This window comes from Chloroflexota bacterium, assembly GCA_011322445.1.
Taxonomy (GTDB): domain Bacteria; phylum Chloroflexota; class Anaerolineae; order Anaerolineales; family DRMV01; genus DRMV01.
In genome coordinates, this window is record DRMV01000043.1 from 57,128 (window position 1) to 81,788 (window position 24,661).

A 24,661-nucleotide genomic window follows, 5' to 3' on the forward strand; every position below is an offset into this window, starting at 1 on the left:
CGCCGCCCTGCGCCTTCCCCACAAAACACACAACCTCTTCTGCGCCCATTGACGCCCTATCGGCCACGTGGTAAGATTGCGCCAACCTGAAACACAATCTCATACGCGGCACTCTTATCCAGAGAGGTGGAGGGACCGGCCCTGTGAAGCCTCGGCAACCTGAGCCTGCGCCGCCCTGCCAGCGGGGACGAGCACGGCAGGCCGCAACGCTCAAGGTGCCAATTCCGGCAGACGGATGTTCTGGAAGATGAGAGGGCAGCCGCGCAGCCCTGTTGGGATGCCTCTTGCCCTTTCTTTCCAGGAAAGGGCAAATTTTTTTGCCTCTCGCGCCGCGTGATATACCCAGGAGGCCCTATGAGCACCACTTTCATGCAATCCCCTTCCCTGTTGTTTACGTCGGAATCGGTCACCGAAGGCCACCCCGACAAAATGTGTGACCAAATCAGCGACGCCGTCCTCGACGCCTTCCTCGCCCAAGACCCCTACGCCCGCGTGGCGTGCGAAACCGCGACCAAAACCGGCTTCGTGATGCTCTTTGGTGAAATCACCAGCCAGGCGCATGTCAACTTCAACGACCTGGCGCGTGAAGTCATTCGGGAAATCGGCTACACCGGCAGCGACACAGGCTTCGATGCCGATACCAGCGGCGTGCTGGTTGCCATTGCCAAGCAATCGGGCGACATCGCGATGGGCGTGAACAAAGCGCTGGAAGCCAAAATCGGCGAGATGACCGAGGAAGAAATCGAAGCCGTGGGCGCAGGCGATCAGGGCATGATGTTCGGCTACGCGTGCAACGAAACCGACGTTTTGATGCCCTTGCCCATTTACCTGGCGCACAAACTCACCCGCCGCCTGGCCGAAGCCCGCAAGCAAGGCTTGCTGCCGTGGCTGCGCCCCGACGGCAAAAGCCAGGTCACCGTGGAATACGCCTACGGCAAGCCCAAGCGGGTGCACACCGTGCTCATCAGCACCCAGCACGCGCCCGACATCAGCCGCTCCGATCTGGAAGAGGGCGTCATCGAGGAAATTGTCAAACCCATCATCCCGCCGGAACTGGTCGATGGCGAAATACGCTACCTGATCAACCCCACCGGCCGCTTCGTGGTGGGCGGCCCGATGGGCGACGCCGGCATGACTGGCCGCAAGATCATTGTGGACACGTACGGCGGCATGGGGCGGCACGGCGGCGGCGCATTCAGCGGCAAAGACCCGACGAAAGTGGACCGCTCCGGCGCTTACGCAGCCCGCTGGGTGGCGAAGAACATCGTGGCCGCGGGCCTGGCCGACCGCTGCGAAATTCAGGTGGCCTACGCCATCGGCGTTGCCAAACCGGTTTCGGTGAGCGTGGAAACCTTTGGCACCGGCCGCATCCCCGACGAGCAAATCGCCGAACTGGTGCAGCAGCACTTCGACCTGCGCCCCGGTGCCATCATCCGCGACCTGGATTTGCGCCGCCCCATCTACCGCCAGGTAGCTGCTTACGGGCACTTCGGCCGCGACGACCTCGACCTGCCCTGGGAACACACCAATAAGGCCGAGGCGCTGCGGGCAGCGGCAAACGTCTGAACTGCAGATTACACAGATGACGCAGATTTATTTAGAAGGGCGAGGCGATAGTCTCGCCCTGATTGCATCACTGAGCGTGTCAGGTGTCGGGGTGACAGCGTGTCAGGTGTCAGGTGTGTCAGGATACCCAGATGCCCGGATGCCCTGATGCCCAGTGCAACCAAGCAACCACCCGACTACCCAACCAAACGACTAAACGACTAACTGACCAAACGACTAAACGACCAAACGACTAAACGACCAAACGCCCCCCGACTAACTGACCAAACGACCAAACGACCACCCGACTAACTGACGACTTCGTGTAAAATAGAGCCATCCCTTCCCCAAGGAGCCTGCCATGCACAAACTTGCTGGAATCTACGCCGCCGCGGTCACGCCCGCGGACGCCCACGGCGCGCCCCAGCCCGAAGACCTGCCCCGCCTGCTGGATTTCCTGGCCGAACGCGGCTGCCACGGTGCGCTGCTGTTGGGCACCACCGGCGAAGGGCCTTCCTTTTCCCCCGAAGAGCGCCTGAGCATCATGCAGGCCGCGACCCACGTGCGGGAAACCCGCGCCGACTTCCGCCTGCTGGCCGGCACCGGTACCCCCAGCCTGAGCGAAACCATCGCGCTCACCCGCGCTGCGTTCGACCTCGGCTTCGACGGCGTGGTGGTGCTGCCGCCCTACTATTTCCGCGACGCGTCGGAAGATGGCCTCTACCAATGGTTTGCCGCGCTGCTGCAAGCCGCGGTGCCCGCGGACGGCGCTCTGCTGGGTTACCACATCCCGCAGGTTTCCGGCGTGGGGCTTTCGCTGGATTTGCTCGCCCGCCTGCACGACAGGTTCCCCAATTTCGTCGGCATCAAGGATTCCACAGGCAGCGCCGACCATGCCGCCGCGCTGGGGGCGCGCTTTGGCGACGACCTCTTGGTGCTCAGCGGCAACGACCGCCTGCTCACCCACGCGTTGGCACACCGCGCGGGCGGAGCGATCACCGCGCTGGCCAACGTCGCCTCGCCGTGGCTACGCGAGGTGTGGGAAGCCCACCAGCAGGGCCGCACCGTGCCCGCCGCGCAGGCAACTCTCAACCGTGGCCGCGATGCGCTGGAAGCCTACCCGCCCTTCGGTCCCACCCTCAAAGCCCTGCTGCATACCCTGCACGGCTTCCCGCAATGGGGGGTGCGCCCGCCACTGGTGCCGTTGGCAAGCACGCAGGCAGAAGAAGCAGGGAAGCAGATGAAGGAAGCGTTAGCGTGAGAAGATGCGAAATGACAATTGAAGATTTGCTCCCCCAATAACCCATATCCACCACTTAATACCCCAATATCCCCCGCGTCCAAACAAACGACTACCCCGGAGGTTCCCCATGCCCACCCACCCCTACGGCCTTTGGCCTTCACCATTTTCGGCGAAGATGCTCGCCAATTTCTACCGTTTCAACGACGTCCAATGGGCGCCCGACAGCACCCTGCTGTGGGCCGAGGGCCGCGGCGCGCAGACATTCCTGCTCGCGCAAAAGGGCACCGAAGCCCCGCGGGAACTCTTCCGCAACCTCAGCCTGCGCCCCGGTGTGGGCTACGGTGGCGGCGAATTCGGCCTGGGGCCGGATTTCGCGGTGTTCGTGGCAAACAACCGCCTCTACCGCCAGGCCCTCACGAGCGGCACGCCCCGCGCCATTACCCCCGCGTTCGGTGGCACGGCCTCGCCCGTGGTTTCCCCCGATGGCCGCTGGGTGGTTTTCGTGCACACGTACGAGGAAACCGACGTCCTTGCCTCCGCACCCGCGGACGGTAGCCAGTGGCCCCAGCGCATCGCCCAGGGCGCGGATTTCTACATGCAGCCCGCGTTTGCGCCCGATGGCCGTCACCTCGCGTGGGTAGAATGGGATTTCCCGCAGATGCCCTGGGACGGCACCCGCCTGATGCTCGCACAGTGGGCAGATGGCCGCGCCCACACGCCGCGGCACATCGCCGGCGACGACGACACCCCCATCTTCCAGCCCGCGTTCTCGCCCGATGGCCGCTATCTGGCCTATCTGGCGCAGGACGCTGATCGCGACACCCTTTACCTCTACGACCTGAAAGGCGGGGAAACCCGCGCGCTGCTGAGCGACAAAATCATGCTGCTGCCCGCGTGGGTGCAGGGGATGCGCGCATTCACATGGCTGAACGCCCAGCGCCTGCTGGTGCTGGAAAATCGCCTGGGCTTCAGCCGCATCTGGCTGGTTTCGGTAGACGGGCAGGCCACGGAAAGCGACCCCGCGCCCTACACATGGCTGCGACAGCCCGCGGCTGCCCCCGATGGGCAACGCCTCGCGTTCCTGGCTTCCGCGCCGCAGATTCCAGAACGAGTGGTGGTATGGCATCCCGCAAGCGGGCAATGGGAAACCCGCGCCCGCGCGGCCACCGAGAGCATTCCCGCTGAGCACCTGCCCGTGCTCAAGCCGATTTCCTGGCAGGCCGAGGACGGCACCACGGTGCACGCGCTGTATTACGCGCCTGTGCCCGCGGCGTGGCGCGATGACACGCCCCCGCCCGCACTGGTCAGCATCCACGGCGGGCCGACTTCCCAGCGCACCGCGTCGTTCAACGCGCAGGCGGCCTACTTCGCCAGCCGCGGCTACGCGTATGTGGAACTCAACTATCGCGGCTCCACCGGCTACGGGCGGCGCTACATGCTGGCCTTGCGGGAGCGCTGGGGCGACGTGGATGTGGAAGACGCGGTCACGCTGGCCAAGGTGCTGGCCGAGCGCGGCCTGGCCGACCCGCAGCGCATGGTCATCATGGGCGGCAGTGCGGGCGGCTACACCGTGCTCAACGTGCTGGTGCGGCACCCCGGCGTTTACAAAGCCGGCATGGAGTTCTACGGCGTGAGCGACCTGTTCGCGCTGGACATGGACACCCACAAATTCGAGCGGCACTACACCGCCACTTTAGTGGGGCAACTGCCAGAAGCCGCGGAGAAATACCGCGCCTGGTCGCCGGTGTTCCATGCGGACAAAATCCGCGACCCCATTGCAGTGTTCCAGGGGCTGGAAGACAAAGTGGTGCCGCCCAATCAGTCGGAAAGCATCGTGCAGGCGCTGCGGCGCAACGGCGTGCCGCACATTTACAAGACCTACGAAGGCGAAGGCCACGGCTTCCGCAAACCCGAAACCCTGGAAGACTTTTACAGCACCATGGAGCGATTTTTGCAGAAGCATGTGCTGTTTGCGTAAAAAGGCAGATGCCAGGGCGTGCAGTGATGCCCGGGGCATCGAGTGTCAGGTGTCAGGTATCAAGTGCCCTGATGCCCCGATGCTACGCTGGCTCAACGCCCCAACGCCCTCTTGACCGCCCGCCTCCCCAACCACGCGACCATCCGACCACATCCCCATGCCCCTCATCCAAAGTCGTCAAAACCCCAAAATCAAACTGGCGCGTCGGCTGCTGACCCGACACGGACGGCGTAAGCACGGCCTCTTTCTGGTCGAAGGCCTGCGCCACGTTGGCGCGGCGCTGGAAGCCGGCACCGAGATAGCCTACCTGCTCTGGGCACCCGACCGGCTCACCAGCGCCTTCGGGCGCCAACTGGTGGCTCAAGTCGAAAAACAGCGGCCAGTCCATGCCGTGGCTGGTGAAGTGTTAGACAGCCTCTCGCCGCGCGAGCACAGCCAGGGGCTGATCGCCGTTGTTCCCATCCATCCCACCCCGCTCGAAGCCCTGACGCCCGCCACACACCCCTGGGTGGTTGCCATCACCACACCCCAAAACCCCGGCAACATCGGCACAGTGCTGCGCACGATGGACGCCGTGGGTGCTGACGCCCTCATGCTGCTGGAAGGCGGTGCCGACCCTTACCACCCGGCAGCCGTCCGCGCCAGCATGGGGGCGCTTTTCTGGCTTCCGGTAGTGCAAACGCCGTGGGAAGCCTTCATTGCGTGGGCCCAGCACCACGGTTACCACCTTTACGGCTCGTCAGCCCACGGCACCACTGCCTACACTGACGTTGGCTACACGAAGCCCGCGGTGCTCTTGTTAGGCAACGAGCGCCACGGGCTTTCCCCCGCCCAGCAGGCCGCCTGCGAAACCATTGTGTCGCTGCCCATGGAAGGTCACGGCACTTCGCTCAACCTCGCGGTGGCAGCGGGCGTGCTGCTGTATGCCATGAAAGCACGTCTCACCCCCACACTCTGAGCACTTTCTCTACGCTTCCAAGCCACCAGGCCCCCAGAAATACAAAACCCGCCTCTCGGCGGGTTTTTGCTGTGCCCCCAATGGGATTTGAACCCATGTCGCGGGCTTGAAAGGCCCGTGTCCTAGGCCAGACTAGACGATGGGGGCAAGCGGCCTGAATTTTACCAGAAGGCCTTCAGAGGGTCAAGTTTTTGCGGGCAGTGAAAAACACCTCTTTTCTCGCCCTCCGCTATTTGCCGTACACCGCGCGCACGGCTTCCAGCCGGGCGACGGCCTCAGGCGGCAGGGGAGCAGGCTTCCCCACCAGATGCGCCCACAACAGCGTTTTGGCCGTGTGTTCCAGCACCTCCATACGCGTCACGGCTTCTTCCACCGTGCGGCCAACAGCCAAAGCCCCGTGACGGGCCAGCAAAATAACGTCGTGCTCACCAATCAAACCGGCAATGGCATCGCGGTTTTCGGGCGTGGAAGGCGTGGCGTAAGCCGTTGTGGGCACGTTGCCCAAAAGGAGCACCGCTTCCGGCAACACCGGCTCATCCAGGCGAATGCCAGCCAGGGTCAACGCCACCGCGCCTGCAGGATGTGCATGTACCACAGCCCCCACATCCTCCCGCTGGCGGTAGGCTTCCAGATGCATCGGCCATTCGGAAGTGGGCTTCAGGTCACGCCGCCCCGCCAACACGCGGCCTTCCAAATCCACAATCAACAACTCTTCCGGCTGCAAAGCGGCTTTAGGCACGCCGGAAGGCACAATCAGCACCCGCTCTGCATCGAGGCGCGCCGAAAGATTGCCAGAAGGGCCGGGCATCAACCCCTGGGCTGCCATCCGCCGAGCAGCAGCCACCAATTGCCGTCGAAGCGTCCATGTGCCATCCATCACTTTTTGCCTTTCTCCTGTAAGTGCATGAAAATGTCGATCTTGCGGCGATTGATCAGCATCCCCGGCGCTTCCACCCGCAAATTGGGGAAAAGCACCGCCTGAAGCACCCCTTCGTAAAAAGCCAGGAAATCGCTGGTACCCTTGACCAGAATGGCTGCCGGGTCGAACTTGCCTGCCCAATTGAACAAGCCATGAAACTCAAACACTTGCGAGACAGCAGCCACACGATAGCGCACCACACGCGTAAAACCGCCTCGCACCAGCCCCAGGGGGCCGACTTCATCGCGCGTGCGCACGCAAACCGCGTGGATGCCGCGCTTGGTCAACTCAGCCACATCATACTGGGCAGCGCGCTTGGTGGGCATATGCAAACGCGCCAGCGTCGCCTCGTACACTCGCAGGTAAGAAGTCGTCTCATCGTTGAGCATTCCCAACAACCCACTGCTTCCCACCTGCACCTTACCCACCACACGGTAACTGGCCGTAAAAATATCCACAGAAATCAAACGATTGGTCCAGCCCATAGCCCCTCCTAAAACACGCCGCGCCCTATTTTTCGGGGCGCGGGCGGGTGGAATGTGTAGCATGGCGTCGCGGGCGGTGTTGCATGGGCGGCGAAAGCAGCGTATAAAGCCAGCCTAACGCCCGCTCATCGTATTCCACATAGCCACAAATGTCGCACACCCATGCCGGGAAGTTCGGCACCACCAACATTTGGCCGTCGACGGTGGTGAAATAAGTCAATTCATGCGGCTGCAACACCCCCGCCCGGCACTTCGGGCAGGGGTATTCCACGTCGTGCGGCGTTTTGTCCCTCGTGGTCATGGCGCTATTTTACCGCATTCCCATCGGCCAAGCCATAATCAGGGCGGTGGAAAACGCGCACGGCTTCCGGCGGCCAATATACCAACACCGCCCGTCCCACAATGCGATTGATAGGCACCGGCCCAAAAACGTGGGAATCGGTGGAATTATTGCGGTTGTCGCCCAAAACGAATACCTCCCCCGGCGGCACATGCCACACACCGTGATAACGTGGTGGCTCGGCAATGTAAGGCTCGTTCAAGGGCTTACCGTTGACATACACCTTGCCGCCCTCCACGCGCACCGTTTCGCCCGGCAGGCCGATGATGCGCTTGATGTAATCATCTTCCGGCGCATGGCGTGGTGCATTAGGGAAAGCTTGCGGGTGGAAAATAACGATATCCCCGCGCTGAGGTTCAGAAAAGCGATACGCCAGGCGATAGACCAACACAAACTCGCCGCTCTTGAACGTCGGGCGCATGCTCATGCCCTGCACACGCACCCGGGCTGTGACAGCATTGATGCCCAAATAAAGCAACCCGGCAATGAGCAGCGTTTGAATAATTTCCCACACAAAGCGGAAAAAGGCACGCAGGCAGCCCCGGCCCTTTTGAGGATGTTGCTCCACTGGCGGGAACACCCCATCTTGAGGGGGTGTGGCATCAGGGGAGGAGGAAGAAAACGACACGGTCAGCCTCTCAACATAAAGATAACTGCAAACAGGCAGCATTATACGCCGAATGCCGCCAAAGAGCAAAAAATTGCCCTTAAAATCGGGGCATGCGTCGGGCGCACGCGGAAAGCCAAAACACGCCAATCTGCTGGCACCACGTTACAGCAACCCGTTCCTCACCTTGGGACTGCGCCCACCGGCTCGGCGAGAACAGCATGGCCCTGCGCCAGGGAATTTATGCCGCGCCACTGGCTTCGGCCACAATGCGCACGCCTGCGCTGGCCCCAATGCGATTCGCGCCCGCGGCAATCATGGCCTGCGCGGCTTCGTAAGAGCGAATGCCCCCCGCCGCTTTGACGCCCATTTCGGGGCCTACCACTGCCCGCATCAACGCCACATCTTCGACCGTTGCTCCCCCAGGCCCAAAGCCAGTCGAAGTTTTCACAAAGTCGGCCTCGGCCTGCTTTGCCAGCAAACAGGCCGCGATTTTCTCTGCGTCGGTGAGCAGCGCCGCTTCAATAATGACCTTCACCAGCGCCCCTGCGCCGTGCACCGCCCGCACCACCGCCCGAATATCCCGCGCGACCGCGTCGTAGCGTTTGCTCTTGAGCGCGCCGATATTGATCACCATATCTACCTCGGTCGCTCCGTCGGCAATGGCTTGCAACGCCTCAAAGGCTTTAACCTGCGGCGTGGTCGCCCCCAGAGGGAACCCCACCACCGTGCACACTTCCACTTCGTCAACATCGGAAAGCAAATCCGCGGCCAGGCGCACATACCACGGATTGATGCACACCGACGCAAAGCGATATTCCCGCGCTTCCTCACAAAGACGCACCACCTGTTGCGCCGTGGCCTCTGGCTTGAGAAGCGTGTGGTCAATCAGCCGGGCAATGTTTTCGGGAAGGGCTGCAACTTCTTGTACCAAGGGTGCGCCCGCCTTTTCCACGCGAGCCGTCACCACCTGGCCTGCAGCCAACACAGTGTGGGCACGCAAGCCCTGGGCTTCGCTTTTCACGGTTTCCAACGCCGGCGCGCCCTGCAAGGTCGCCAGCACTTCCTGGGTCACACGAGCAATGAGGGCTTCCAGGTTTTCCATGCGTCCTCCAAATTATTTGTTTTTCTTGCGCACAATCAGCCGGATGGGCGTTCCAGGGAAGGGGTAAGCCTCCCGAATACGGTTTTCCAGAAAGCGCAAATAACTGAAATGCACCAGTTTGGGGTCATTGACTTGCAGCACAAAGGTAGGCGGCGCTACGGCGACCTGCGAGCCAAAATAGATCTTCGGCAGCCGCCCGCCTTTGGAAGGCAAAGCATGGCGGTCGAGGGCTTCCTGCAAAACCCGATTGACGAAAGAGGTGGGCAGGCGGGTGAAGCGGGCTTCGTTGACTTGCAGCGCCGTCGGCAGAATGGTGCGCACACGCTGGCCGGTTTTCGCCGAGACAAAGAGGATGGGAACGTAATCCAAAAAGTGGAGTTTGCGGCGAATTTCCTGCACATAGCCCTGCATGGTGTAAGTATCTTTTTCCACCGCATCCCACTTGTTGACCACGACCACCACGCTTTTCCAGGCATCCAGAATAAAGCCCGCAATGTGGGCATCTTGCGCACTGATAGGGGTGGTGGCATCCAGCACCAGCAAAGCCACCTCGGCGCGGCGGATGGCACGGAATGAGCGCAAGACGCTGTACTTTTCCACACCGGGGTCAATGCGCCCACGGCGGCGAATGCCCGCGGTGTCAATGAGGGTGATCGGGGTCCCTTCGTAAGTCAGGTGAGTATCTACGGCGTCGCGCGTCGTGCCTGGGATGGGGCTGACAATGGCGCGTTCTTCCCCCAGCAAGCGATTGAGCAGGCTCGACTTGCCCACGTTGGGCTTACCCACGATGGCAATGGCGACGCTTTCGTCTTCCTCTTCCTCAACGGGGGCAGGGGGAAGCACAGCAACCAGCGCGTCGAGCATATCGCCAGTGCCGGTGCCATGAAGCGCCGAGATGGGGTACGGATCGCCCAGCCCCAAAGCGTAGAATTGCGCCGCCTCGGCAAAGCGCTCCACGGTATCGCATTTATTGACGGCCAGAATAATCGGCGGGAAAGGTTTGCCCCCACGCCGTTTTTGATAACGGCGCAAAATGTCGGCCACTTCGCGGTCGGCAGGGGTAATGCCGCTTTCCACATCGACCAGGAACAGCACCGCATCGGCATCTTCGACGGCCATCTGCGCCTGACGGCGAATTTCGCGGATGAACTGCGCAGACCCCACCGAAAGCGGTTGCTTGCCCGGCGAGGCCACCCCCGTGGGGTCAATGCCGCCGGTATCTACGACATCGAACATCCGCCCGTTCCACTCGGTTTCCGCGACCAGGCGGTCGCGGGTCGTGCCGGGGGTTTCATCCACCACCGCCAGCCGCTCTCCGGCCAGCCGGTTAAAGAGCGTGCTTTTGCCTACATTGGGCCGTCCAACCAGGGCAACCACGGGACGCGATTTTCGACTCATTCCGCTCAACCTCTTCTCGTGACCTGCAACATCGCCAGGGAATGCCCTCCAGGCACCCTGCGCGAAGTCAGCATCGGGCAGGATGTTTCAGGGCTTGGTCGTTACCGGTTGCAGGGTGACTTCCACCGTCACCGGCAGGAAGGATTCCACCTGCACCTTATCTTTGAGCACTTCAACACTGGGCTTGAGCTGGTAAGTACCTGCCGTCAAACCGCTCACATCGACAGTCACCCGCACAGCAGAAGGCTGCAGACCTTCCAGCACAGGCAAAGGGCCTGAAAGAATGACATCCACCAGTTTGGGAGAAATTTCTTTGACTTCCATGTCGGCGCTCAACCCGGTGACTTCCACCGGCAGCGACATTGTAACGCTGGTCTCAATGGCAGCCACATTCACCTGCACCAACACCGTGTCTTCCCCCACCAAACTGATGCCCTCGGGCAGCACCAGTTTGAGACGGGCGTCAATGTCATCGGTGGCGCCGGAAATATCCAGTGGTTCGGTCTCCACGAAACCAGGCAAGTTGCGCACTTTCTGCGGCTGCTGGGAAAACACCGTGACCACCGGCGGCGAGACAGTGACATTGGTAATACGGTAACCGTTGGCGACCTGACCGACCAGCCGCACCTTGACGGCCACATCGCGATAGCCGCCCAGTTGCCGCACCGCCACCGACACCGTGGCGTGGGAAGGCTTGATCGTCACGCCCTGCACCCGCTGGCCGTCGGCATCGATTGGCACCAGCGCGGTTTCCCGCTTGAACGACTCTCTCGCCCCTTCGATGGAAACCTGTGCCTGCACCGCGGTGACCTTGCTCACCGCTGAGGCGGGCCCCGACACTTCCACCGTGAGAGGATGCACCACCGGCGCGGAGGCGTAATAACCAACGGCCACTTCACCGCGCATATCCACCGTCACCGGCACTTCGCGCGTCAGGCGCTTGTCAATCGTAATTTCCAGGCGGGCCGGCGTCACGCTTACCACTTCCACCGGCTGGTAAGCCACCTGCACCTTCACCGGCACCGCGTACACCCCCGGCTGCAAGCCCTGCAAATCTACATAAGCCTGCACGGCGGTGGGGTCGCCCTCCAGGGAAGCCCACACACTGCGCGGTGCGCGCAGGGTAATGCGCACCGATGCGGGCAGGCCGTCGACCGTCATCAGCCCTTCCTCCAGCCCCACCGCGCTCACTTCCACCGCGCGCGGATACACCCGCACCTCGTTGGGGTCTTCCGAGAGCACGGCCGACACCCACACCGCGACGGCCAGCAGAAAAGACATCAACAAGGTGCCGAAATTGCGTTTCAACCAGCGCCACAGGCTCATCAGGCGTCATCCTCCGCAGGGGGTGAAGCCATCAACCGGCGGACAAAATCCCACAATGTTTGCCACACCGTACGCGATTGGGCCTTCTCGGGGAAGAACTCGGTCAACAGCCGCTGCAAGCGTTGGGGCGAGAGGCTGTGCAATATACGCCCATCGTGCGCCAGTGAAATTTTGCCGGTTTCTTCCGAAACGACCACAACCACTGCGTCGCTCACCTCGGCAATTCCGAGAGCCGCGCGATGGCGCAAACCCATCTGACGTTCCGGCGAATGGGTCAAAATGCCGCTGGAAGACAAAGGCAACACACAGGCCGCGGCACGGATGCGGTTGCCCGCAATAATCACCGCGCCGTCGTGCAAAGGGGTATTGGGGTAAAAAATCTGCAAGAGCAATTCGGGGCTGACGTAAGCATCCAATAGCACCCCGGTGGACTCGTACTCGCCCAACGGCGTCACCCGCTGGAACACAATCAGCGCCCCATGATGGCGTTTTGCCAGCCGCTCCACGGCTTCCACCACCTTGGGGGTTACACTGGCCGTAGCCGCAGCCCGGTCGCGGGGAAACCACATCTCTGCCTGCCCCAGGCGCTCTAACGCCTGCCGGATTTCGGGGGCAAAAATGACTGGAATAGCAAGGATCAAAGCAGGCAATGTCGCCCGCAACAGCCACGAAAAAGCAGGCAGGTTGATCACACTGGTCAACAGCACCACCAGGATGATCAGCGCCACCAACCCCCGCACCAACGCCATGGCCTGAGTGGTGCGCAGCCAGCGCAGCATCACGAAAAACACCAGCGTCACCAACAAAACGTCAATGGCGCTGGCCCACGTAAAGCGTTGCAAGAGGAAAAGCAGGTTGGCGACCCAGGTGGACATGGCATTCCTTCAGCAGCAGAAGGTCAAAAACACAAACAACCCCCCGCCGGGAACGGCGGCCCTCTCATTTTACCACCGGAACGCCCACAACGGCTTTCCTTCCACTCAACCGCCCAAGGAAGCGGTATAATAAAGCAGCACCTGGTTTTCCCCCCAAGGCGTCGCAGTGGCGACCGCCCTGTGCGCCCCGCAGCCGTCGGGCGCCGTTAGCCTCTCATCGCACGCTCTTGCCGACCCACGCCTGAAATCACCGTGACTCCTCTCCTGTTAGGCGAACTTGCTGCGCTCGCGGCTTCGGTGTGTTTTACTTTTGGCCCCACCCTTTTCACGTTAGCAGGGCGGGAAGTCGGTTCGTTGACCACCAACCGTTTACGGTTACTGCTGGGGGCACTTTACTTCGGCATCATCCACTGGTTGGTCTACGGCACACCCTTTCCCCATGCCCGCCCCGACGCCGTGGCCTACATGCTGATTTCCGGCATCATCGGGCTGGCGCTTTCCGACGCGTTCCTGTTCGAAGCCTTTGTGCTCATTGGGCCGCGCATTGCCTTGCTGGTGCTCAACCTCTCGCCGGCGCTGGCAACGGCCTTCGCCTGGATATGGCTCGGCGAGCGGCTCAGCCTTTCTCAGATCGCGGCTATTGCCGTGGTGTTGGGCGGGGTGAGTTGGGTGGTGCTGGAACGCCAGTCGCCCGACGAGGAAGGCCATCGCCAGCGTCAACACAACCCGCGGGGGTTGATCTTCGCCTTGATTGCTGCCTTCGTCAGCGCGCTGAGCATTCTGCTTTCTAAAATGGGGCTCAACACCGGCCTCCCCACCCTTTCAGGGGCTACCATCCGCATGTTTGGCGGTATGCTGGCCCTCTGGACATGGACCGTGCTTGCCGGGAAAGCCATCCCCACCTTCGCCACTTTCCGCCAGCACCCCAAAGCCTTGCGCACCGTCGCCATTGCCGTGCTCATCGGCCCGGTGCTGGGGATGTCGTTAGGGCTGTTTGCCATCAAAACCATTCCGGTGGGCATTGCCACCACCCTGAGCGCCCTGCCGCCCATTTTGCTGTTGCCGGTCGGCCACTGGTTCTTTCACGAGCGTATCACCCCCCGCGCAATCCTCGGCACCATCATCGCGACCGCGGGCGTCATCTGGCTGCTGATCTAATCCCCTCCGCTGCCCACCACCTGCAACTTGCAACTTGCTCCCTGCAACTTGCATCCTGCCCCTTGCATCCTGCATCTTGCATCTTGCATCCTGCACCTTGCCCCCTCCCCCATGTGCGGACGCTTCACCCTCACCTTAGACACCGCGACGTTGCAGCGTATCTTCCAGCAATTCATCATTCCGCCGGAAGTGCAGCCGCGCTACAACATTGCCCCCGGTCAGCCCGTTCTGGCCGTGCCCAACACCGCCGAGCGGCGGGCGACGCATTTCCTCTGGGGGCTGGTGCCCGCGTGGGCGAAAGACCCGCGCCGCTACCGCTTCATCAACGCTCGCGCCGAAACCGCGGCCCAGAAACCCGCCTTCCGGGCGGCCTTTCGCCGCCGCCGCTGCCTGGTGCTGGCCGACGGCTTCTACGAATGGCAACACAGCGGTAAAAAACGCACCCAGCCCTACTACTTCACCCTGGCCGACCGCCAACCCTTTGCCATCGCGGCGCTGTGGGAGCGGTGGGAAGGCGCAGACGGCTCGGTCATCCTCGGTTGCGCGCTGTTGACGACGCGCGCCAACGCGCTGGTGAAGCGGGTGCACGAGCGGATGCCGGTGATTTTGCCGCCCGAAGCGTGGGAAACCTGGCTGCACCCCGGCGAGCAGCCCGCGGGGGCTTTGGAAACATGGCTGCGCCCCTATCCGGCTGAAGCCATGCAGATGTGGCCGGTTTCACCAGAGGTCAACAATGCCCGCCTCGACGCGCCTCACCTCATCGAGGTGTACGCACCATGAACGATTGTCGCACGGTGGCAGGGGTGGTCCTGGCTGCAGGGGGTGCGCGTCGGATGCAAGGCCGCCTGAAGCAATTATTGCCCTGCGGGGGGGAAACGTTAGTGCATCGGGCTGCGCGCGTGGCACTGGAAGCCGGGCTGACACCGGTATGGGTGGTGGTCGGGGCCGGCGCGGCTGCGGTAGAGGCCGCGGTGGCCAACCTGCCCGTCCATGTGCTACAAAACCCGCAGTGGGCCCACGGCCAAAGCACGTCGGTGCGGGTTGCCATACAGGCCTTACAGGCCAGCGGGGCCACGGCTGCCGTCTTCTTGCTCAGCGACCAGCCCTTCGTGCCGCCGGCACTCATCCAGGCCCTGTGCCAGGCAGCAACGACAAACGACGCGCCCATCCTGACCCCCGTCATCAACGGCCAGCGCGCCAACCCGGTGCTCATTCGGGCGCGGTTGTTCCCATTGCTGGCCAACCTCACCGGCGACACCGGCGCACGGGCGCTGTTTGGGCGCTTTCCCCCCGCAGCAGTTAAATGGCACGACCCGCAAGTGCGGGTCGCGATCGATACACCAGAAGATTACCGCCGCTGGTGCCCCGAAGGGCAGGCCGAGGCTACTTCCGCGGGGGATTGAAGTAATTGTAAACCGCCTCGCCCAGGTCAGCCAGCAGTTTCGAGCCGTAATCCCACAAGAGCACCTTTTTGCGGTAGAGGTAAATCGAGAGAATGTAGTTGCCGCCAGGGGTGTAGATGATGCCCGCATCGCTGATGAGGTGAATAGCGCCATCAGGACCGCTCACCCAGCCATGCTTGTGGGCTACCCGCGTGCCTTCCGGCACACTGGCTTCCAACAACACGCCAATTTTGTTGTTCGCCAGCAGGTCAATCATGCTATTGCACTCGGCTTGCGTAATTTCACCTGGGAAGGCCGCGACCAACGCGCCGCCGCCGTTCTCGGCGCACTGGTAAATATCGGCCAGCAACATGCCCATTTCAGCAGGCGTAGTCTGGTTATAGGGGTCCGGGTTGGTCGAAACATCGGTGCGCTGGTTCCCCGGGGTGCGGAACACGGCCAACAGCGGCGCTCCCTGGTAAAAATACCCGGCCAGGAAGGTGTTTTCCAGCCCCAGGGTGCGCATATCTTTGGTGACTTCCAACGGCCCACGATCGCGGCTGATGACGTTTTCCATCAGCCAGTCGGCCGGGTCGTTCCCCGATTTGTCGATCATCTCTTTCAGCCACCGTTCTTCCTCCCCCGGCGGCCTGGTGCCATCGATGCGGCGGAACACCGAGACCATAATGGGAATTTTGATCGTGCTGGCCGCGGTAAACGACACATCCGGCGGAATGGGCACCTCTTTGCCGTTGTCGGTGACAAAGTAAATTTCCTCACCGGTTTGCAAATCGAGCAAATACAGCCCCATCACCCCATCGAAGCCTTCGACCCTGGCCGTCTGCTGCAAGAGCACCCGCAGGTTCTGAAAAGAAGGCCGCGGCGGAGAAACCCGACGCAGCGGCAAATCGACAGTGCGCTCGGTAGGCGAAAAAAGCGCCCGCTCAATCATCGGGACCGCGCTGTCAATATCGAGGGTCAAGCCCGGCTGGCCGGGTTTGAAATTGACCGTGCCCACAATAGGTTGCGGCGGCAAAGGCGGCTGGTCGTAGCGCGCTGCGATTTCACTCTTCAAATAAGAGCGCAAACGGGTTTCCGAGTAGTGAGCAACCAGCGGCACTTTCGGCGGCGGCGGCCAGCGCCCCCACAAAAAATCCCAAAAACCGCGCCAAAAACCGGTTTGGCCGCGCGCCTGCTCTACGGCGGCCAACATGGTGTCCATATCCAGTTTAAAGCCCACCACTGCGGGCGAAACATGGATCACCGCATCGCCATAGCGCAGTTCGATCGGCTGGTTGAACACTTCGGTCAACCGCTCAGCCGCCTCCTGACGGGTCAGGCCGCCCACCGGCACGCCCCCCATCGTCGTGCCCGGCGGCAGCAAAGCGCGGAAACGGCTATACCGCACCAGTTGGAACGCCAAAAGCCCCACTGCGCCCAACAAGGCCAGGGTAGAAAGCAATCGCACGGCAGAAAGCGGAGACCGGGAACGAGGAGAAGTCGAAAACATGAGAAAAGCGTATCCCAGATAATGAAAGTTTCAGGACAGCAACGTTTCGGCACAGGCACGCCCTCCTCTCGCGAAGAGAACGCCGGGCACGCCCGCCATCTGTGCTCAGGGTGCTAATTTTACCACTTTGGAGTAAAATTGCCCCAGCGCTGAGACGCGATCTTCCTCTGCAGGCCCAACCCTTGCCAACAAACGCCTGCCATCCCTTCCCACAGAGAGGTTCCCAATGCTTCGTGCCTGGCTCATTTATCTTTCCAAAGCAGCATGGGCTCAACGTCTCATGACCCATTGGCGCCCCGCCTGGCGAGTGGCTTCCCGCTTCGTCGCGGGCAGCAAACTGGAAGATGCCATCCGTGTCATCCAGGCCTTCAATGCTCAAGGCATGTTCGTCACCTTAGACCACCTGGGGGAAGCCACCACCAACCTGGACGAAGCCCAGCAAGCCACCGAACACATCCTCGCCATGCTGGACGCTATCGACCAAGCGCAAGTCAAGGCCAATGCTTCTATCAAACTGACCCAAATTGGCCTTGCCCTGGACCGAGAGGCCTGCAAAGCCAACCTGCGCCGCATCCTCAGCCGCGCCAGGGAACACAACATCATGGTGCGCATCGACATGGAAGACTCGCCGTGGGTGGATGCCACCCTGGAACTCTACCATGAAATGCGCGCCGAGGGGTTAGACAACGTCGGCGTGGTCATCCAGTCTTACCTCTACCGCAGCGAAGAAGACGTCCGCAAGTTGATGGCCGAAGGGGCGCGGGTGCGGCTTGTCAAAGGGGCTTACAAAGAGCCGCCCGAGATCGCCTACCCCAAGAAGCAGGATGTGGACGCCAGTTACGACCGCCTGACGCGCTTGCTGATCGACGGGGCAAAAGCCGCGGGCGCGCCCTCAGTGAGCGAGGATGGCAAATGGCCACCCATCCCAGCCATCGGCACCCACGACGAAGCCCGCATTGCCTACGCCAAAGAGTATGCGGCCAGTGTTGGGCTCCCCAAACAGGCGCTGGAATTCCAAATGCTTTACGGCATTCGCCGCGACCTGCAACGCCAACTGGCAGAGGAAGGCTACCCGGTGCGCATTTACGTGCCTTACGGCACCGAATGGTACCCCTACTTCATGCGCCGCCTAGCCGAGCGCCCGGCCAACCTGTGGTTCTTCATTTCAAACTTCTTCCGCAAATAATGCCAACGGGGAAGCCAAATGGCTTCCCCGTTGATTTAAGCCTCAACGAAGGCCTGAAGGGGGGGGGAAACCCGCCAAGTCTCCGGGGGTTTTACCACCCTTGCAGGAAATCCTCCCATTCGCGGTGGGATTCCAGATAACGGCGAAAGCGATACCACGCGCTGGCAGGCGGCGGGGCAGGCGGCTTCAGCAAATGCATGTGGGCCTCTTCCAACGTGCGCCCGCCTTTACGAGCGTTGCAGGCCGCGCAGGCCGTGACGAGGTTATCCCACGAGTCGCCCCCACCCAACCGCCTGGGCACCACGTGGTCAATCGTGGGATGCGCTACCCTGCGACCGCAATACTGGCAGGTGTAATTATCGCGGCGAAAAATTTCCAGCCGGTTGAGGGGCACGCGAGGCCGCGGCCGCCTCACCATGTAGGCCAGCCGAATCACCGAAGGCACCTCAAACACCTGTTGTACCGTATGAATAACCCCGCGTCCGTTGAGCACCAGATGCGCCTTGCCGGTCACCAGCAAAACAACCGCCCGCCGGACGGTACACACATCCAGCGGCTCGTAATTGGCATTCAACACCAACACCGGTGCACGCAATCGAGCAACCATCTTCCCACCCCGCGAGATTGTTTGCCATTATAGCACAACAGGGGTAGAATTGAAGCACACCACTGCGTTCCTATCTTTACCAAGGAGGCCTCACCATGGACATGACCGCATTTTGGTGGTTTTTCGGTGCCCTGCTGGTCATTTTCTTCTTCATCTTCGTGTTTTCGCTCTACGATGTCGGCCCGGCGGTCAAAGAATCATACCACCCCGCGCCCTCGCCCGTCATTCCCCATCATCACGCTGAAGAGGCACCGGCTTCCAAAGCCGCCGCGCCCGCCGCTGAAGATGACCTGAGAAAAATCGAGGGCATCGGCCCCAAAATTGAAGCCGCGCTCAAGCAGGCCGGCATCCGCACTTTTGCCGATTTAGCCGCCAAAACGCCGGAAGAATTGCAGGCCGTGCTCGACGCTGCGGGTTTCGCCCGCATCAGCAACCCCGAAACGTGGCCCGAACAGGCAGCCCTGGCCGCCAAAGGCGATTGGGAAGCCCTGGCCGCCCTGCAGGGAACCCTCAAAGGCGGTCGCCGCCGCGCCTGACCTTTCTCTTCCTCCCTGCCTTTCGTTACGCCCGGCCCGTTCCCTGGCTGATCAATGCAACAGGGGAACGGGCTATTGTTTCAAGAGCCCGCCTTACCGGAGATTATCATGGCCACATCCACACCTTCAACGGAACGCCCCTCCGATTCCCCCGACGCCATCGAAGAAAAAGCCCATTTGCATCAGGTTGGTCTGCAACACCTCGTGGCCCAGGAAGCCACCCTGGAAGAAACGGCTGTGGGGAAAATGAGCGCCGGTGACGTGAAGTGCAGCGAGACTGCCGTCGGCCTGCTGCGCGCCCGCAGCGCCACGCTGAACGATAGCATGGTTAGCGCCCTGGCCGCCCACCAGGTCTTTGCCGATGAAAGCATTGCCGCCGGCCTCCTCGCCGCTCGCCAGGTTGAAGCGCCAGAGGTAGAAGCCAAAATCCTGCTGGCAGGCGAAGTCAAAGGCCACGTGACCACGCTGCTCGACACCCCGTTGGCCTTGCTGGCAGGGGCCGCCGCGGGTGCAGTTTTTGCTCTGGTCACCTGGCTACTGCGCCGGAAGTAAACGACCGCTTTGCCCCCCGAAGATCGGGTGTAACCCCATTCAGCCCGCCAGCAAAAGCGCAAAGGCAAAGAGCGCAAAGAGCATTTCTGTCTCTTCTGTGCTCTGTGGTTCTCTTTGCCAAAGCCCAACAGTTACGCTCGGCTTCTCGGGTTTCCTCTCACCGCACACCGACAAAATACTGCTGCTCAACCGTTTGCCAGGTTTCGCTTTCCGGCAAAGCGAGGAAAGCCGCCAGCGCCGGCGCCACGGCGCCGATTTCCTCAGCCATGCGCCACGCCACCCGCCGAATGGAAAAATGGGCATTCGGTGCGGTGCGCAGCCGCAGGAAGTGGAAGGCTTCGCGCAGGTTGAAGGCCGCCAGCACCCGCCGGTTGAACCCGTTGGGCACCACATACGCCGCCACGTCGGGATTCCAGGCAGCCAGAACCTCGTAGGTCTCCGCCGCGGCTTCCATTGCGGCGCGATAGTCGTCTTCCAGGCCAATCTCGGCCACCAGACGCGGCACGGCATAGCCCAACCGCGCCGTCAACGCCTGCGGTGACTGGCTCATCATCCGGTGGCGCTTGAATTCGTAATAAGCCCCCTGATCCATCACCAGGTCAAACGTAAACGCCGCGTATTCCAGCGCCCGCGGCGGAATGTCGCGGAAATCCAGCGCGCCCAGCAATTCCGCCGCCAGGGTGCGCCGCGCCTCAGCCGAAAGGCCGCGAGCATAGTTGAGGTAATCAACGTAAGGGCGGTCACCGTGGCGGTAAAGCGCCGCCGCCAGCACGCGGGCTTCCGCCCCGCGGTCCCACGAAACCAGGTGGCACCAGTCTTCAGCATAGGTGCCGCCGCCGCGGAAATCGGCCGTGCGGGCGCGCAGGGCTTCCCGCGCCTGCTGCCAGCCGCGCACGGGCGCCACATGGCGCACCAGCGTGGGCGTTTCAGCCTCAGCCACCTGTTGCAGCACCGCCCCCAGCTGCCGCACCTCGGCGAAGGGGTGGGAAAGCATCTTTCGCAGGCTGTGCGCCAGCGCGCGGGCGTTGATGGTCATGCCCAGCGTGACCTGCGAAGCCGCGGGCAGCAGGAAACGGCAGACATCGGCATAGCGGGAACGGTGGCGGGCATCCCAGCGGGTGGGGTCTTCCCCCGCAGCGGGCGGGTCTCGGCGGGCGATTTCGGCACGCGCGCTTTCCATACAGCGGTGATACGCCGCGAAGAGCGCCTGCACGGTTTCCCGGTAGCGCGCCGTCAGGTCGGGGCGGGCTTCCAGTTCCGGCGGGGTGACGAAATCCTCCGGCCCGAAGGGCTGGTAGCGGCTGGATTTTTCGGTGTAGGATGCCAGGCGGTGCGATTCCACCACCTCGGTCGCCAGGCGAGAAAGCCCCTCTACGGCAATGTGCAGCACGGCATGTTCAGCCACCGACGCATGGCCGTAGCCGATGACCCACTTTTCGTGAAAGCGCGCGCTGGCAGCCTCGCTGAGTTCCTCCGCGGTGGCATCCAGCGGCTGCGGCGAGCGGGAAGCCTTCGCGAAGGCCACCGCAATCACTTCAGGGGCATAGCGGCGGGGGGAAAGCAAATAAACGCGCATGAGAGCCTCGTTACTTGAGGGCTTCGCCATCTGGCGGTGCGCCATGCGGGGCAGAAGAAAGCGTTGCCTCATGAGGCGGCCAGGGCATGGCCTGCAGCACCTCGCGCGCCGCGGCAACATCGCGGGCAATTTGCGCGGCCAACGCTTCGGCCGAGGAGAACCGCTGCTCAGGACGCAAGCGACGCATAAAATGCACGGTCACCGTCTGGCCGTAGAGGTTGCCGGAAAAATCGAGCAAATGGGCTTCCAGCCGCGGGGCAACAGGGCGCTGCTCAAAAGTGGGGCGCACCCCCAGGTTGACTACCGCCGGATGCGCCCCTGTCGCCGTTTCAGCCCAGCAAGCATATACCCCTGCCGCGGGCATCATACGCCGCGGCCACACGGCCAGGTTGGCCGTGGGAAAGCCCAAATGCCGTCCCCGCCCATCGCCCTGCACTACCTCGCCAGGTACAGCATAAGGCCGCCCCAACAGGCGCGCGGCCAGTTCAACTTCGCCGCGCGCCAGGGCTTTCCGAATACGGGTCGAAGAAACCACCTCACCATCCAGGCGGTAGGCTTCGACCACATGCAAGGTATAGCCAAGAGCCTCGCCCAACCGCCGCAGGGTGGGAATATCGCCTTCCCGATTGCGGCCCAGGGCAAAATCGTAGCCTACCCACAGCCGCCGCAGCCCCAGATGGGCGCGCAGGTCTTCCATGAAATCGCGCGCACTACGCCGGGCAATGCGCCGGTCGAAAGGATGCGTGACGAGCACATCCACCCCCAAACGGGCAATCCGGGCGGCTTTTTCTTCAGGGGTAGAGAGGTAAAAAGGGTTCGGGCGATTGCCCAACACCTCGGCGGGATGAGGATAAAACGTCACCACCACCGCGGGCGCGTCATGCGCCCGCGCCTCGGCCACAAAATCTCGCAAGAGGGCCTGGTGCCCACGATGCACGCCATCAAAAGCGCCAATCGTCACCCATGCCCCTTGCAAATGCAGCGGCTCCAGGGAAGTGAAATGCTGCATGGGTCAGGAAGCGAAGAAGACTTTCTTCGGTTGCAGTTCGTCGCTCTCGGCGATGTAAACCATTACCGCTACCAGGTCGCCCTGCTCGGTCAGCGCCCGCACCATTTGGCCGTCGGTGAGTTCCAGATCTTTGGGCTTGATGCGGTGGCCGTGGCGCACCCGTTCCACCTCATCGGGGTCGAGTTCAATCATCGGCCATTCGGTCAGGGCCTCAGCCGCGGGGATAAGGTAACGATACCACTCGCCTTTGCGGAAGGCTTCTTCCAGGCGACGCAGGGGCACAGCATCCCGCAGCGTAAAACGGCCGCTCTGGGTGCGGCGCAGGCCCACCAGGTGCGCGCCGCAGCCAAGTTCCTTGCCAATATCGTGAGCCAGCGAGCGCACATACGTGCCGGAGGAACAATGCACGTCAACCACCACTTCCGGCGGCGCCCATTCCAGCAGTTCCAGGCTATAAACCTTGATTTTGCGCGGCTGAAGGTTGACTTCCTCACCCTTGCGCGCCATATCGTAAGCCCGGCGGCCTTTCACCCGCACCGCGGAATAAGGCGGCGGCACCTGCTCGATCTCGCCCACGAATTTCTGCAAAATCTGCTCAAATTGCTCTTCGGTAATCGTTTCCCACGGCGCCGAGCTGGTGGTGCGGCCTTCAGCATCGTAGGTATCGGTGGCACTCCCCAGGCGAATGGTCGCCATGTAGCGCTTGTCGGAAGCGGAAACCCACTCGCTCAGGCGCACCGCGGGGCCAATCAGCACCACCAGCACCCCCGAAGCCCGCGGGTCCAGCGTCCCGGTATGCCCGGCGCGGCGAATGCCAGTGCCGCGACGGATGACCTGCACAACCTGGTGGGAGGTCATGCCTACGGGCTTGTCCACCACCAGTACCCCCGAAACAACATCGCGAATCATACTTTCAGTGTCCATCAATTACTCCCTCTCAAAAGTGTGGTGAGTTTCGTCAAGGGTTTTCGCCATCACAACAAGGCGCGTGTGGCTTCCAGCACCTTAGCCTGCACTTCAGCCAAAGTGCCGGAAATCGTCGCGCCGGAAGCCGGAGCGTGGCCGCCGCCCCCAAAGCGCACCGCCACCCCGGAAACGTCCCAACCCGGGCGGGCCCGCCAACTGACCTTGACGGTGTTGTTTTCCTGCTCGATGAAAATCACGCCGATGGCTGCCCCCCGCACGGTCACCAGGTAGCCCACCAAATCGGCGTCGTCATTGCCGCCGTAGCCGCTGATTTTGCGGTCTTCCAGCGTCAGGGAAGTCCACACCAGGCCGCCTTCCCGCTGAATGCGGCTCAGCCCCTGCCCCCAATAGCGCAGGGCTTCGAAACTGCGCTCCACCAGCGCCTTGAAATACAGTTCGCTGAGGGGTGCGCCGCGGTCAACCAGGTCGGCAGCAAGGCGCAGGGCCTGGGCGGTCATGTTCGACGTGCGGAAGCCGATGGTATCGGTCAACATGCCGGTCAACAGCGCCGAGGCGGCTTCCGGGGTAATTTCCAGCCCCCAGCGGGGCAGCAATTCGGCCAGCATGGCCGCCGTGGCCACAGCCTGCGGCGCTACAATGTTCACAGCAGCAAAGCGAGTGTTGGTTTTATGATGATCGATGTTGATGTCCACCGGCCAATCGGCCTGCCACGCCTTGCCGCCCCGTTCATGGTCGCCGCAGTCCACGAAAACCTTGCAATCGGCTTCAGGGTCGCCGCGGGAAACCACGGTGTCGGCGCCAGGCAAATGGCGGCAGCAGGAAGGCACACCATCGGCCAGCGCCACCGTGACGGTTTTGCCTGCGGCGCGCAGGGCCAGCGCCAGTCCCAGGGCAGAGCCCACCGCGTCGCCATCGGGGCTGACATGCGAAACAATGCTCACCGTGCGCGCAGCCCGCAGGCGCTCGCCGGCAGCGGTGACGGCTTCGGGCTCAAAGGTCATGGTTCCTCTCGTAGGCTATAGGGGCAATGGAAGGCTCAAGCAGCATCGTCATCGGCCTCGGTTGGGGCTTGTTCGCCGCGCGCTTCGCGCTCGGCCCGAATTTGCTCTAACAGGGCCTCAATGCGCTCGGCGCGCTCCGGGGTCGGGTCCCAGTGGAAACGCAGTCGCGGGAACTGACGCAGTTCCACCCGACGGGCCAATTCACGGCTCAGAAAACCGCGGGCGTGTTCCAGCCCTTCCAAAATTTCCTCGCGCCGTTCTGAACCCTCTACCGCCGAAACGAACACATCGGCATAGGCCAGTTCGCGATCCACGCGGACATCAGTCACGCTCGCGCCGCGCACCCGCGGGTCAGCCACTTCGTAAAGTAACAACAGGGCCAGTTCTTCTTTCAAACGTTCGTTGATGCGGCGGAGCCGCAATTGCGAAACCATGTCA

The 24,661-nt window shown here is 62.3% G+C and carries 25 protein-coding genes, 1 tRNA gene and 1 riboswitch; of the genes, 10 read left to right on the forward strand and 16 right to left on the reverse strand.

Translation table 11 applies throughout. The features are described from left to right. Positions 1–111: 111 nt before the first annotated feature. A riboswitch (SAM riboswitch) is annotated at positions 112–254 on the forward strand. Positions 255–354: 100 nt separating this feature from the next. From ENJ54_09395 to ENJ54_09410, 4 genes are all read left to right on the forward strand, one after another. Continuing rightward, on the forward strand, positions 355–1,566 hold the full coding sequence (locus tag ENJ54_09395; protein HFC10044.1) for a methionine adenosyltransferase: 1,212 nt from the start codon (positions 355–357) through the stop codon (positions 1,564–1,566). Positions 1,567–1,906: 340 nt separating this feature from the next. Continuing rightward, complete coding sequence (locus ENJ54_09400) at positions 1,907–2,806, forward strand: dihydrodipicolinate synthase family protein (protein HFC10045.1); 900 nt, start codon at positions 1,907–1,909, stop codon at positions 2,804–2,806. Positions 2,807–2,915: 109 nt separating this feature from the next. Then, positions 2,916–4,766, forward strand: coding sequence for a S9 family peptidase (locus ENJ54_09405; GenBank protein ID HFC10046.1), 1,851 nt, complete (start codon positions 2,916–2,918; stop codon positions 4,764–4,766). Positions 4,767–4,923: 157 nt separating this feature from the next. Continuing rightward, positions 4,924–5,724 (forward strand): RNA methyltransferase, encoded by an 801-nt coding sequence (locus ENJ54_09410; GenBank protein ID HFC10047.1) that lies wholly within the window; start codon positions 4,924–4,926, stop codon positions 5,722–5,724. A 72-nt stretch (positions 5,725–5,796) separates the two neighbouring features. Here ENJ54_09410 and ENJ54_09415 read toward each other — a convergent pair. The 9 genes from ENJ54_09415 to ENJ54_09455 all read right to left on the reverse strand — a co-directional run bounded on the left by ENJ54_09415 (position 5,797) and on the right by ENJ54_09455 (position 12,779). Then, positions 5,797–5,871 (reverse strand) — tRNA-Glu (locus ENJ54_09415). A gap of 82 nt (positions 5,872–5,953) precedes the next feature. After that, positions 5,954–6,601 carry a class II aldolase/adducin family protein gene (locus ENJ54_09420; GenBank protein HFC10048.1) on the reverse strand — a complete coding sequence of 216 codons (648 nt, stop codon included), beginning with the start codon at positions 6,599–6,601 and terminating at the stop codon, positions 5,954–5,956. Continuing rightward, on the reverse strand, positions 6,601–7,128 hold the full coding sequence (locus ENJ54_09425; GenBank protein ID HFC10049.1) for a hypothetical protein: 528 nt from the start codon (positions 7,126–7,128) through the stop codon (positions 6,601–6,603). Before ENJ54_09425 ends, ENJ54_09420 begins: the two co-directional genes overlap by 1 nt. Before the next feature lie 25 nt (positions 7,129–7,153). Then, the gene (locus ENJ54_09430) at positions 7,154–7,429 is read right to left on the reverse strand and encodes a YgiT-type zinc finger protein (GenBank protein HFC10050.1); all 276 of its coding nucleotides are present in this window, start codon (positions 7,427–7,429) and stop codon (positions 7,154–7,156) included. Between the two features lie 4 nt (positions 7,430–7,433). Continuing rightward, positions 7,434–8,138 (reverse strand): signal peptidase I, encoded by a 705-nt coding sequence (gene lepB, locus ENJ54_09435; protein ID HFC10051.1) that lies wholly within the window; start codon positions 8,136–8,138, stop codon positions 7,434–7,436. Between the two features lie 178 nt (positions 8,139–8,316). After that, entirely contained in the window at positions 8,317–9,180 is an 864-nt protein-coding gene (gene deoC / locus ENJ54_09440; protein ID HFC10052.1) for a deoxyribose-phosphate aldolase, read from the reverse strand. 12 nt (positions 9,181–9,192) lie between these two features. Continuing rightward, positions 9,193–10,578, reverse strand: a complete 1,386-nt coding sequence (locus ENJ54_09445; protein ID HFC10053.1) for a ribosome biogenesis GTPase Der — start codon at positions 10,576–10,578, stop codon at positions 9,193–9,195. An 87-nt stretch (positions 10,579–10,665) separates the two neighbouring features. Beyond that, positions 10,666–11,904, reverse strand: a complete 1,239-nt coding sequence (locus tag ENJ54_09450) for a hypothetical protein (GenBank protein HFC10054.1) — start codon at positions 11,902–11,904, stop codon at positions 10,666–10,668. Then, entirely contained in the window at positions 11,904–12,779 is an 876-nt protein-coding gene (locus ENJ54_09455) for a TIGR00159 family protein (protein HFC10055.1), read from the reverse strand. Before ENJ54_09455 ends, ENJ54_09450 begins: the two co-directional genes overlap by 1 nt. Before the next feature lie 252 nt (positions 12,780–13,031). On the opposite strand from ENJ54_09455, the gene ENJ54_09460 reads away from it, so the two are divergent. The 3 genes from ENJ54_09460 to ENJ54_09470 all read left to right on the forward strand — a co-directional run bounded on the left by ENJ54_09460 (position 13,032) and on the right by ENJ54_09470 (position 15,340). After that, positions 13,032–13,937, forward strand: a complete 906-nt coding sequence (locus ENJ54_09460) for an EamA family transporter (protein ID HFC10056.1) — start codon at positions 13,032–13,034, stop codon at positions 13,935–13,937. Between the two features lie 111 nt (positions 13,938–14,048). Beyond that, positions 14,049–14,717, forward strand: coding sequence for an SOS response-associated peptidase (locus ENJ54_09465; protein ID HFC10057.1), 669 nt, complete (start codon positions 14,049–14,051; stop codon positions 14,715–14,717). Next, on the forward strand, positions 14,714–15,340 hold the full coding sequence (locus tag ENJ54_09470) for a nucleotidyltransferase family protein (GenBank protein ID HFC10058.1): 627 nt from the start codon (positions 14,714–14,716) through the stop codon (positions 15,338–15,340). The genes ENJ54_09465 and ENJ54_09470 overlap by 4 nt, the downstream gene beginning before the upstream one ends. On the opposite strand, the gene ENJ54_09475 is transcribed toward ENJ54_09470, so the two are convergent. After that, positions 15,321–16,829 carry a class A beta-lactamase-related serine hydrolase gene (locus ENJ54_09475; protein HFC10059.1) on the reverse strand — a complete coding sequence of 503 codons (1,509 nt, stop codon included), beginning with the start codon at positions 16,827–16,829 and terminating at the stop codon, positions 15,321–15,323. The two genes, ENJ54_09470 and ENJ54_09475, sit on opposite strands and share 20 nt — an antisense overlap. A 226-nt stretch (positions 16,830–17,055) precedes the next feature. Here ENJ54_09475 and ENJ54_09480 point away from each other — a divergent pair, with 226 nt between their 5' ends. Further along, entirely contained in the window at positions 17,056–18,015 is a 960-nt protein-coding gene (locus ENJ54_09480; protein ID HFC10060.1) for a proline dehydrogenase, read from the forward strand. Between the two features lie 91 nt (positions 18,016–18,106). On the opposite strand, the gene ENJ54_09485 is transcribed toward ENJ54_09480, so the two are convergent. Then, complete coding sequence (locus ENJ54_09485; protein ID HFC10061.1) at positions 18,107–18,622, reverse strand: HNH endonuclease; 516 nt, start codon at positions 18,620–18,622, stop codon at positions 18,107–18,109. 95 nt (positions 18,623–18,717) lie between these two features. Between ENJ54_09485 and ENJ54_09490 the strand changes: the two genes are divergently transcribed. Both ENJ54_09490 and ENJ54_09495 read left to right on the forward strand, forming a co-directional pair. Continuing rightward, a complete protein-coding gene (locus ENJ54_09490) occupies positions 18,718–19,158 on the forward strand; it encodes a hypothetical protein (GenBank protein HFC10062.1) in 441 nt (146 codons plus the stop codon). Between the two features lie 108 nt (positions 19,159–19,266). Continuing rightward, complete coding sequence (locus ENJ54_09495; protein ID HFC10063.1) at positions 19,267–19,710, forward strand: hypothetical protein; 444 nt, start codon at positions 19,267–19,269, stop codon at positions 19,708–19,710. 157 nt (positions 19,711–19,867) lie between these two features. On the opposite strand, the gene ENJ54_09500 is transcribed toward ENJ54_09495, so the two are convergent. From ENJ54_09500 to rbfA, 5 genes are read right to left on the reverse strand one after another with little or no spacing between them, the layout of a single operon-like run. Continuing rightward, on the reverse strand, positions 19,868–21,406 hold the full coding sequence (locus ENJ54_09500) for an FAD-dependent thymidylate synthase (protein HFC10064.1): 1,539 nt from the start codon (positions 21,404–21,406) through the stop codon (positions 19,868–19,870). After that, entirely contained in the window at positions 21,297–22,295 is a 999-nt protein-coding gene (locus ENJ54_09505) for a bifunctional riboflavin kinase/FAD synthetase (GenBank protein ID HFC10065.1), read from the reverse strand. Before ENJ54_09505 ends, ENJ54_09500 begins: the two co-directional genes overlap by 110 nt. A 3-nt stretch (positions 22,296–22,298) precedes the next feature. Beyond that, complete coding sequence (gene truB, locus ENJ54_09510; protein HFC10066.1) at positions 22,299–23,219, reverse strand: tRNA pseudouridine(55) synthase TruB; 921 nt, start codon at positions 23,217–23,219, stop codon at positions 22,299–22,301. Positions 23,220–23,269: 50 nt separating this feature from the next. After that, entirely contained in the window at positions 23,270–24,223 is a 954-nt protein-coding gene (locus tag ENJ54_09515) for a bifunctional oligoribonuclease/PAP phosphatase NrnA (protein ID HFC10067.1), read from the reverse strand. Positions 24,224–24,258: 35 nt separating this feature from the next. Then, the gene (gene rbfA / locus ENJ54_09520; GenBank protein ID HFC10068.1) at positions 24,259–24,657 is read right to left on the reverse strand and encodes a 30S ribosome-binding factor RbfA; all 399 of its coding nucleotides are present in this window, start codon (positions 24,655–24,657) and stop codon (positions 24,259–24,261) included. Positions 24,658–24,661 lie beyond the last annotated feature (4 nt).